Source organism: Candidatus Thiosymbion oneisti, from assembly GCF_900092655.1.
Lineage (GTDB): Bacteria > Pseudomonadota > Gammaproteobacteria > Chromatiales > Chromatiaceae > Thiosymbion > Thiosymbion oneisti.
Map to the genome: position 1 here is coordinate 1 of NZ_FLUY01001553.1, position 9,615 is coordinate 9,615.

Annotated in this window: 6 protein-coding genes and 1 pseudogene; 1 reads left to right on the plus strand and 6 read right to left on the minus strand. The window is 60.3% G+C overall.

Going from position 1 to position 9,615, the window contains the following annotated elements; translation table 11 throughout:
- Positions 1-241: pseudogene (locus BQ17_RS15715) on the plus strand (glutamine--fructose-6-phosphate transaminase (isomerizing)); the annotation flags it as partial.
- 317 nt (positions 242-558) lie between these two features.
- Here the strand turns inward: BQ17_RS15715 and BQ17_RS15720 are convergent.
- The 6 genes from BQ17_RS15720 to BQ17_RS15745 all read right to left on the minus strand — a co-directional run bounded on the left by BQ17_RS15720 (position 559) and on the right by BQ17_RS15745 (position 9,515).
- Entirely contained in the window at positions 559-1,515 is a 957-nt protein-coding gene (locus BQ17_RS15720; protein ID WP_089728643.1) for an AAA family ATPase, read from the minus strand.
- A gap of 4 nt (positions 1,516-1,519) precedes the next feature.
- A complete protein-coding gene (locus BQ17_RS15725; protein WP_089728645.1) occupies positions 1,520-3,460 on the minus strand; it encodes a hypothetical protein in 1,941 nt (646 codons plus the stop codon).
- Positions 3,461-3,578: 118 nt separating this feature from the next.
- Positions 3,579-4,025 (minus strand): type II toxin-antitoxin system VapC family toxin, encoded by a 447-nt coding sequence (locus BQ17_RS15730; RefSeq protein WP_089728647.1) that lies wholly within the window; start codon positions 4,023-4,025, stop codon positions 3,579-3,581.
- On the minus strand, positions 4,022-4,270 hold the full coding sequence (locus tag BQ17_RS15735) for a FitA-like ribbon-helix-helix domain-containing protein (RefSeq protein ID WP_089728649.1): 249 nt from the start codon (positions 4,268-4,270) through the stop codon (positions 4,022-4,024). The genes BQ17_RS15730 and BQ17_RS15735 overlap by 4 nt, the downstream gene beginning before the upstream one ends.
- Positions 4,271-4,706: 436 nt before the next feature.
- Positions 4,707-4,841, minus strand: a complete 135-nt coding sequence (locus BQ17_RS24375; RefSeq protein WP_089728651.1) for a WD40 repeat domain-containing protein — start codon at positions 4,839-4,841, stop codon at positions 4,707-4,709.
- A gap of 591 nt (positions 4,842-5,432) precedes the next feature.
- The gene (locus tag BQ17_RS15745; protein ID WP_089728653.1) at positions 5,433-9,515 is read right to left on the minus strand and encodes a WD40 repeat domain-containing protein; all 4,083 of its coding nucleotides are present in this window, start codon (positions 9,513-9,515) and stop codon (positions 5,433-5,435) included.
- Positions 9,516-9,615 lie beyond the last annotated feature (100 nt).

Here is a 9,615-nt window from a genome sequence, read left to right on the forward strand (position 1 = left end):
CAAGTCCAACCTCGAGGAGGTCCGGGCCCGCGGCGGCGCGCTCTTCGTGTTCGCCGACGACCGCGTCACCATGACCGAAGGGCGGGGCATGACCGTCATCAAGCTCCCCCAGGCAGAGAGCCTCATCGCCCCCTTGCTCTTCACCATCCCGCTCCAACTCCTGGCCTATCACGTGGCCGTGCTCAAGGGTACCGACGTGGACCAGCCGCGGAATCTGGCCAAATCCGTCACCGTCGAATAAGGGGGCCTGAATGATTTGTCGCGAGCCCCGAATAGGACAGGATTTACAGGATTACACAGGATTTACAGGATGTTTGTATTTAACGTGCCGCCTGTCCGTGCCGATCTCGCCTTGGGCGTAGGTTGGGTTAGGCGCGCGGGGAAACGCCGCGGGGGACAGGGCGTCGAACGCGCCGTAACCCAACACGACGCCCGCTCAGGCAACGCCAAATAACGCCGAACAGCACCAGGATCGAACGAGAAGAGTCCGCAAATGAACGCCAACGGACGCAAAGCAATCTGAATTATTTGGCGTTGTTTGAGGGACTGGGTTCCTTTTCAACCGGCTACCTCCTCCATATCCTGATGATCCTTCAGCAGCGTGCCCAGATAGGGCAGTGTCGACAGGTCCTTCGACTGCAATAGCCGGTGGAGCTTCCCGGCATCCATATCCACCTCCAGCGCCAGCATGCGCAACCAGACCAGGAGCTCACCGGTAGCGGGTTTTTTGCGCAAGGTGTCCTGGTCGCGCAGATCCAGAAAGCGGCGAATTGCCAGCTTCAGCAGCTCATCGGTCAGGCGGTTCAACTCGGGGCGGTGTTTGGCATGGGCCGCGACGGCACGCTCGACGATGGTATCGTTGAAACGGATATGGTGATACACGCAACGCCGTAAAAAAGGCTCCGGCAGGCGCCGTTCGCTGTTGGAGGTAATGAACACCAGCGGGCGGATGCGCCGTTCGGATTTGACCCTGGTGCGGGTCTCGGCCACCGTGAACTCCATGCGGTCCAGCTCGTGCAGCAGGTCGTTGGGGAAATCGCGGGGCGCCTTGTCGATCTCATCGATCAGCAGCACCGCCGGTTTTCCGGTCTTGTCGCTGTGCTGGAACGCCTCCCATAAAGGACGCGGCTCCACATAGCTGCTCTTGTCCAGCCGATCGCCGGCATTTGGCTGCCCTTGCTTTTGCGCTTCCTTTTGCTTCTCCTCCCGGAGATTCCGGAAATGGGCATCATGGAAGTATTGGACCGTATCGAAATGATACAGCAGGTCCCGCGCCGTGGTCTCCGACTTCACCTGGAAATGGATGACCGGCTCCAGCGCCAGCTGGTAGGCCGCGTAATAGGCCGCCTGGGTCTTGCCGGTGCCCGGTTCGCCCGTCATCAACAAGGGCTCACCCACCGCCACCGCGGTCCGGATGGCGGTCACCAGCTTGTCGTCGGGCACAAAGCAGCGGGCGTCCTGTTCGAAGCTGCTGTCCGCCGGGGTCAATTGCAGGATAGCCGGGCTCAATTCCATCTGGTCATACCTCGAAGGGCGTGAAGCCCTGATCTTCTTGCTGCTCTTCCTCCACCGCCAGTCCGCACTCCAGCCAGCTCTCTAACTCGGCAATGGTCAGTTCGTAGTGGCCTTTGGTCTTGGTGAGGATTGATTTGATCACCTGGTCGCGCCTGGAGGCCGGCAGCGGAATATCGTGCAGATGGAGAAAATCCAGTAAATCCTCTTCGGCCAGATTCTCCATCTCGTCCAGCAAGCGTACCACGCTGTCGTGCAGGTTCGATCCGCTCTGGGCCCGGCGAAACCAGTCGCGGAATTTCGGTGGGTCCTTGACCACAAAGGAGATGCCGATCAGCAGATATTGGCCCGGCTCGAGCAAGCTAGGATAGACCCGGTCGCACCAGTCGAAATAGTCGCGTAAGGTCTGCGGATTGATAGTATTTTTCAGCATCTCCGACGAGGTATAAGGACGGGTGATGACCGGTCGATGATTCAGATAGGTCAGGACCTGTCGCTCGCCTTGGTTCTGCGTGCGGATACGTGCCGGGATATCCTCCAGGCTGTTCACCCGGAAGGCCTCCAGGGTCACCTCGCGGAAGGCGATTTCCGAATTCGCCAGCTGATCCGGCCAGGCCGGATTGACCGTATAGACCTCTGTCGCGCCGGGTAGGTCCAGCTCCAGCTCGGAAGCCAGGCGTTCATGGAACAGATCGATGCCCTCGCCCGCCCGCCCGTACCAGACGAAGAACAGACAGCGCGGCCGCCTGTTGCGCAGCATCTCGCGGACCAGGAAGCTAACGGTGGCGAATTGGTGGATGCGATCCACCTTGAGATGCCACTCATCATCCTTAATCCAGTGTTTGGCCGGTGTCGGCGGATGGGCCCGCCAATGGTCGTAGTGTCCATACAGCACCGGGGTCATCCAGCGCACGTCCGCCCGTGACAGCTTCAGCTCGGCCGTGCGCTGATAGATCGCCTGCAAGGCCAGGTGCGGGGCCTGGCCTTGCAGGATCACGGCCTCCCACAAGGCCATGGCCTGTTCCTGGGCCGCCGGGATCACCGCCTTGGTGCGATTGGTCAGGACCGCCGGTGCCTTTATCTGCCGCCCCACCCCGAGGTAACCGGCCGCATCCCCCTGGCAGCAATTGACATAGACCAGCCTGGGAGGGTCCTCCAATCGGCTGATGCACTGGGCGAAATCCGTCACCGGCACGTCCTTGCGTTTGCCTCGGGCATCGGCGAACACCAAGTCGGCGCGGTGTTTGCTGCCGATGCCGTGGCCGTAGTAGTAGATCAAATGCGGCCTGAACTCCGGCAAGACCGCGACGAATTCCTCCCATTCCGAGACTCGGCGCAGGTGTTTGTCCCACACCAACCGGGCATCACCGCTGCTCAATTGCCCCTGCAACGTCTCCAGATGGGCGTCGGCATCCGTATCCGTGAGATCCTGCGGCTGGGGGGCGATCACCAGCAGGCGCGGCGCCGGCGGCAATTCCGCGGCCTGCAGGCCGTGATGCAGCTGCATGGTCCCCTGGTCGTCCGGCCGGGCAAAGGGCACGCCACTGAGTAACACCGACCAACCGCAGGTGCTCAACAGGTCTTGGTCACGCGCCAGCAACACCCAGGGCAGGCGGGTGATCTGCTCGTCCGGGCTGGTCAGGTGCAGAATGACTTCCGGCGCGTCGCGCAGCCTGTTCTGCTCCGCCGGCAGCAGGCGGGCGATGGTCTGGGCATACAGATACCGTCCGATCTCCAGTTGGTCGCGGTCGTCCAACAACTCGGCACGGTTGTTCTTGAATTCGATCAGCAGCCGGACCAAATCGCCCAGGGTATAGTGCTTGCCTTTGATCCGTACCTGGGCCTGTTCGCCCAGCTGTAACCCGTCCAGACGCAGCATTTCACCGCCTGCTCCGGTACAAGCGTAGGCGCTGGTGCCTTGGGTTTGGATATCGAAATAGACTCGCATGGGTCTTTTCTTGCCTGTGTGGTCTTGGTATACAGGGCAACCGAATAATAATCACTGCCTCTGAGGTTGCTTCTCATCGGTGGTTGTTGCGAAGCAATTCGGACATCTCGCATTCCCCTCAATCCGGAAAATCAAGACCCTGTCTGCGATCCTCCCAGGGATTTACAATGGGCGTGCTGATGTCCTCAAAATGGCGCGTATTGCGTGTCGCGAGCATCGCGTGACGGGCTTCGCAGATTCCGGCAATTTGGGTGTCGCGAATATCCACCGGGCGGCCTCTCCGGCGCCGTTCACCGGCTAATCGCGCAGCGTGATCGGCCGCGGATACGTCGAAAGGTAAGACACGCTCTTGCAGGTCATCGCGCAGCAACACACCGAAAGCATCCTCCAGCGCTTTCCGGCGTTTGCCCGGTGTCAATTGAGCCACGCCGTAGCGGATCTCGAACAAATTGATTGTGGTGATCCATACCGCCTCGGAAGGCTGCCGGTCGAGCCAGCTAACGACCCTGATGTCCGGTTGAGATTGCATCAAGGCCGATAGTACGTTGGTGTCGAGAACGATCATTCCCCGAAGCTCGCAGAGCGTGCCTCGATACCCCGTAGCTCGGGCAGATCCGTATCCAGGCCCTTGCCTTCGAAATGAGCGGCGATGCGTGAACCGAGCCCGATTTGCGGGCCTTGCTCGTCACGAATCGCATTGCAAAGGATCTCCCGGACCTCCTCCTCCATGCTCCTTCCATGACGCGCAGCGCGGCGCTTGAGCCTTAGTTCGACGATTTCTTCCAGCTCTCTGACGATCATTTGGGCCATTATCTTTCCTCGTGATCCGCTGGTGGAAGACTGTCACGATAGCATTTGCCAAAGTGTTTCGCGCGGTGTCTGATAACCGTGGGTCGTAGGTCACCAGCCAGAGGCTATGGGTGTCCGGTAGGACTCTGCTCGGAAACAGAACAGACAAGGATGTGGTGAGTAACACGAACCGCATCGACACGGGCCGATCGGTCGGATGCCTATAACCCATGTTCCGGGTTCCCGCCGGTTTGCCGTCCCTGGCGTCCGGATTCCGGCGTCCCAGCCGGAATGACGGCCGGATAGTTGGGATGTCCCCGATGGCTGAGTGTGGAGTGTGAAAACAGGACTGCCTTCTTCATTTCATACTTATCACTTATCACTTATCACTTATCACTTATCACTTGATCTCGTCGGTCTGAGGCGAGGCCCCGCTGGTAATAGAAGATCCTCCCAGCTACTCCGCCCCCCACAAAATCAAGGTGCCACCGGAATCTCCCGACACGGCCCGCCGGCCGTCCGAGGCAAAGGCAACGGAGTAGACCCTACTGGAATGTCCTTCTAAGGTACGAATTTCCTTGCCGCTGTCCACGTCCCATAATTTGAGGGTATTGTCAGTTAGCGTAGGGTCCGCTGTGCGGACCTTCTAAATGTCAACATGCCCTAGTACATCGTTTCGCTTGATATTACGGAAATATGCTATTCACCACAGAGGCACAGAGGGCACAGAGGGCACAGAGAACAGAAGAGAACGCCAAGGCGCAAGGACGCAAAGGTTTTTTTCTGCGTCTTGGCGTCCTGGCGTTGCGATTCTCCGACCCAGCTCATTCTCAGCAATTCTCCTTTCTCTGTGTCCTCCGTGCCTCTGTGGTGAATAAAAAAATCTTTCCCATGTCTTCCGCAATACCAAGCGAAATGAGGTGCTAGTCGGCAAAAAGAGGAAAAACGACGAGTCACGCGAATCCTCGCGCAATTGTCATCCCGAACCGAAGGGAGGGATCTTTTTCGCGCCGATTCGTGTGATTCGTCATTTTCGCATCGCCGTGTCCACAAAGGCAGCTGGATTTCCTATAGGAAAATGCGGCTCAAACGCCCGTTGCAGTGCCCGCCGGGCAGACGGAAACGACAAATCACGCAAACATGAACCCTAGCCCCTAGATTGGGGTGAGGAACGAACCCCAACCTACTCCGCGCCCCACAAAATCAAGGTGCCACGGTCATCTCCCGACACGGCCCGCCGGCCGTCCGGAGCAAAGGCAACGGAAGTGACACCGCGGGAATGCCCGCTGAGGGTGCGGATTTTTTTGCCGCTGCTTAGGTCCCATAATCTCAGGGTATTGTCACCACTTCCCGACAGCACACTACGCCCGTCCGGTGCAAAGGCAACTGAGCGAGTATGTCCGCTGAAGGTGCGGATTGCTTTGTCGCTGCTCGGGTCCCATAATTTCAGGGTCCCGTCACTACTTCCCGACAGCACACGGCGTCCGTCCGGTGCAAAGGCAACGGAGTTGACATAGCCAGAATGTCCACTGAAGGTGCGGATTTCCTTGCCGCTGCTCAGGTCCCATAATTTCAGGGTCCCGTCACTACTTCCTGACAGTACACTGCGTCCGTCCGGAGAGAAGGCAACAGACTCAACGTCGCCAGAATGCCCGCGGAAGGTGCGGAGCTCCTTGCCGCTGTCCAGGTCCCATAATTTCAGGGTATCGTCCCGACTTCCTGACAGCACACGGCGTCCGTCCGGATCAAAGGCAACAGCATGAACTGGGGCCGAATGTCCGAAAAAGGTCCGGATCTCCTTGCCACTGCTCACATCCCATAATCTCAGGGTATCGTCCAAACCTCCTGACAGCACACTACGCCCGTCCGGCGCAAAATCAACTGCCCAGACCTGAGAAGATCCGCGGAAGGTACGGATTTTCTGGCCACTGCTCAGGTCCCACAGTTTCATAGTGCTGTCAGTAGCACTTCCTGACAGCACACTGCGCCCGTCCGGTGCAAAGGCAACACTCTGAAGCCGAGCGATATACCAGTAATGCGCTTCGACCCGCCACAATATTTTCCAGTTAGCATAATCCGGTGCGGGATCTTCGGGCCCAAGTTCTAAACGAATGGTTTTGGTTTCTCCGGCGCCTAGGCTGATGTCTACCTGTGCCCTGAAATAATAGCCACCGGTCTGGGCGATGAGATGCCAGTCGCCAGCCGGCAGCTCGAGGGTCTTGCCACTGCTGGTGCTGCGTCTTTCCGTACCCCGCGAGAGTTCCACCTGGGCCGGAACAGATGTTTCTATTTTTAAACGTCCTGTTGCCAAAGGTCGGAATAACAGGAGCGGGGCGCCGTCACCGGAGAGCCCATCAGAATCGAGGCGCAAGGCCGCAATCAGCTCGTTCTCGCCGATGTAGGGCGTGCCGCTGGGTCGAAGGAGCTGGATCAATGCCGCGCTATTCCACTTCAGCGCCCCGGCTCTGGTGAAGCCTCCGAGGGCTGCATCCAGCACCGACCGATCTGGCTCTGAAAGATCGGTAGCGGACGGGTCTTCCAGCCACCAGAGGGCCTGGGTCGCGGAGATCGGAAGCCGTTCCAACAGGGTCGGCATCGGGTCCAGGACCGCTTTTCCTGCGGTCGGATAGAGGCGGAAGATGGTATCCAGGGAGCCGGTCGCCAGCAGTGGGTCATAGCCGGACCAATGATCCGGGTTAGGCTCCGGGCCTTCAGCAATTGCGATGCCTATGCTCAATCTCCGATCCAGGGGCCAGTCCGGAATACCCGTGGCCTCGAGTCGCTCGTGCCAGCTCCGGGCAGGCGCGGTCCCGTCCTGCAAACAGACAATCGCCTGCAAGCCCGCCGTGATCTCTTCCACACAAGGCCGCTCGATCTCCTTTTTTGCCGCGATCAGCTGGGCCGCTTGGCCCTCGGATACCCTGAATGCATGGTCCTGCCAATAGCCTCCGCCGAACAGTCTTAATCTGTAGTCCGTATCGGGTTTGAGCCTTAGCTCGGCAGGCAGGTCGGAGACCATACCCCTGGTTCCATCCGCCGGCTCGCCGGCGTTTTCTTGTAGCCCTCCCCGTAACAGGGCCGGGGCATCCACGCCCTCTACCCCCCAGTTCGGCTCCGGTTGCAGAGCGAGCCATAGGCCCCAGGCGCTCATTGCCACAAAGGCCATGCCGATCAGGCCCGCAACCCGCCGTTGCCCGCTGCGTAAGGGAGAGTAACGGCGGCGTTTTTGTTGCAGGGGACTGTCGGGCAACCAGGCGAGAGACTGCAGGGTCTCGGGGTCCGGCTGGTTTGCCAGGGGAATCTTGTCCGCTTCGCCGGGGTCTGTCCCGCCGGACAGGGCGAACTCCTGGAGACGGTTGCTGAGTGCGGCAGCGAGCGCCGGGGTCCGGGCCAGAGCGGCCAGTTCCGGCGTCGGCCGGCCCAGCTCCAGATCGAGCAGGGCGCATCGGCTTTGCCAGTCGAGCCGGGCCAGACTGCCCGCTTCCAGAGCTTTTCCCGCTTGGTCCAATTCATCCCGAAGAAATTCCAGGACCTCGCGGCGCCTGGCTTGCGGCCGCGCCACAAAGCCCTGCTTCAACAGCCGCCATACTGCGGGAGCAAAGCGGATGCCTTCCGCGTCTTGCCGGGTGCCTGGGAGGTCCAGGATGCGTTCCAGGCGCGTGGGGGGTAGATGGGGGTAAAAACGCCGGCGCAGCTTATCCGCAAGGCCCCTGCTGCAGGGGTGCAGCACCGAGCAGTCCTGGGTCCAGGACAGGGCATCGCCGAGCCGGGACGCCAGGGTGACGCCGGTCAGCTCACCCCTGACGATGGGCGCGGCGACATCAGGTGCCTGGGTCCTGGCGCCCCATTCGCTGAGGAAGCCTTTAAGCGCCGCGCGAATGCCCTGGGCATCGGCGGTATAGAGCGGCAGGCCGTAGCGCCGCGCGGGATGCTCCGGCGACCAGCGACGGGGCTCGCGGTAGTCCAGCCAGGCGCACTGGGGCCATTGTTTGAGATCAGTCCAGGCTGGGGAGGGTCGGATGCGGGAGCCATCGCTGAAGATCAGGATGATGAAGGCAGCGCGGGTCTCTTCCAGATCTTCCAGATGCCCTACTCCGCTGTGCTCCACTCTAAAGCGGGCGGGAGAACCCTTGAAGGTGCCGAGGACCACGGGAACCCCGCGCTGCCCAATGCCCGCGGCCAGCTCTTCCGCGGTCCGGTTCCAGGTCGCCCTGGCGCGCCTGTCGCGCAAGATGAGCAGGGTGCGGATATGTTTACGCCGGTGAAACCGCAGCGCCGGCAGCCCACCCTGATCCAGGGTGGCCTGGATGGTAGCGGGCACGTCCAGGGTCGCCGCCGGCCGGTCGCTGTAGAAATAGCTGACGGCATCCGCTGCCTCATCCAGGGTATCGCGGTCGAGCAGAGGAGCAGGTTCCCCGCCGACCTGCGCCAGCGAGAAACGCCGGGGTTTGTCTCCGTCCCATTCGAGGGGCTCGGGAAAGCGGATCTTGCGGTCGAAGGCGAGATAGATCAGACAGGCGATCGACACCAGCAACAGAATAAGGGACATCCAGGCCAGTTGCTTCCAGGCGGTATCGGGTGGCGGTAGTGGGACGTATCGGATGTCCTCGACGTAGGGGACCTTCTTGTAGGTTCGGATCTTGTCAGTTCGGGTTTCGTCGGTCTGGGTCTTGTCGGTTCGGGTCTTGTTGGTTTGGGTTTCGTGGGTTCGGGTCTCGTCAGTTCGGGTTTCCAGCTCATCCTCTTGGCCTGAGGGAGATTCTTCTGCCGTTGGCTGTGGTGCGGTCGGATCGACCACCTGAGCTGGATCGGGCCTCGGCCAGTAATACCAGATTGCCAGACCCGTGATTAGGGCCAGGATCAACAATAACCAGGCTGATCGTAATCGGGAATGGCTATCCGGTTGATCGGATATCTTGGGTGGGGTAGAGGTTGGCGGTAGCGGGGGAGGGTCCGGTGGCCTGTCCGGCGCGGCTTCCAGATCCCGCAGGTCGTTCAGAAAGGCTTGGGTGTCGATCTCTTCTTCGGCTGCCTCGACCCTTGTGGGAGATCCGGAGAAATAGCGGTCGAACTGGCGCAACAGGAGGTTCTGCTGGTGTTCGCTCTTGGTCAGCAGTACCGCCAGGGTGTCGCGCAAGCGGCGGCGCGTCCAGGGTCCGCTCCCCTGCAAGGCCTGGGCAATGCGGTGATAGTCACGCACCCGAACCCGAATCCCTTCGGCCTCGAGTCTCAGGAGGAAGTCACGTAACGGGAATTGGGCCGACATGGGCTAGGGAGCGTTCTCAATCCGGAGTTTTTACTGTACTGCATTAGAACCACGGATAGACACGGATAAACACCGATTGTGATCCGTGTTTATCTGTGTC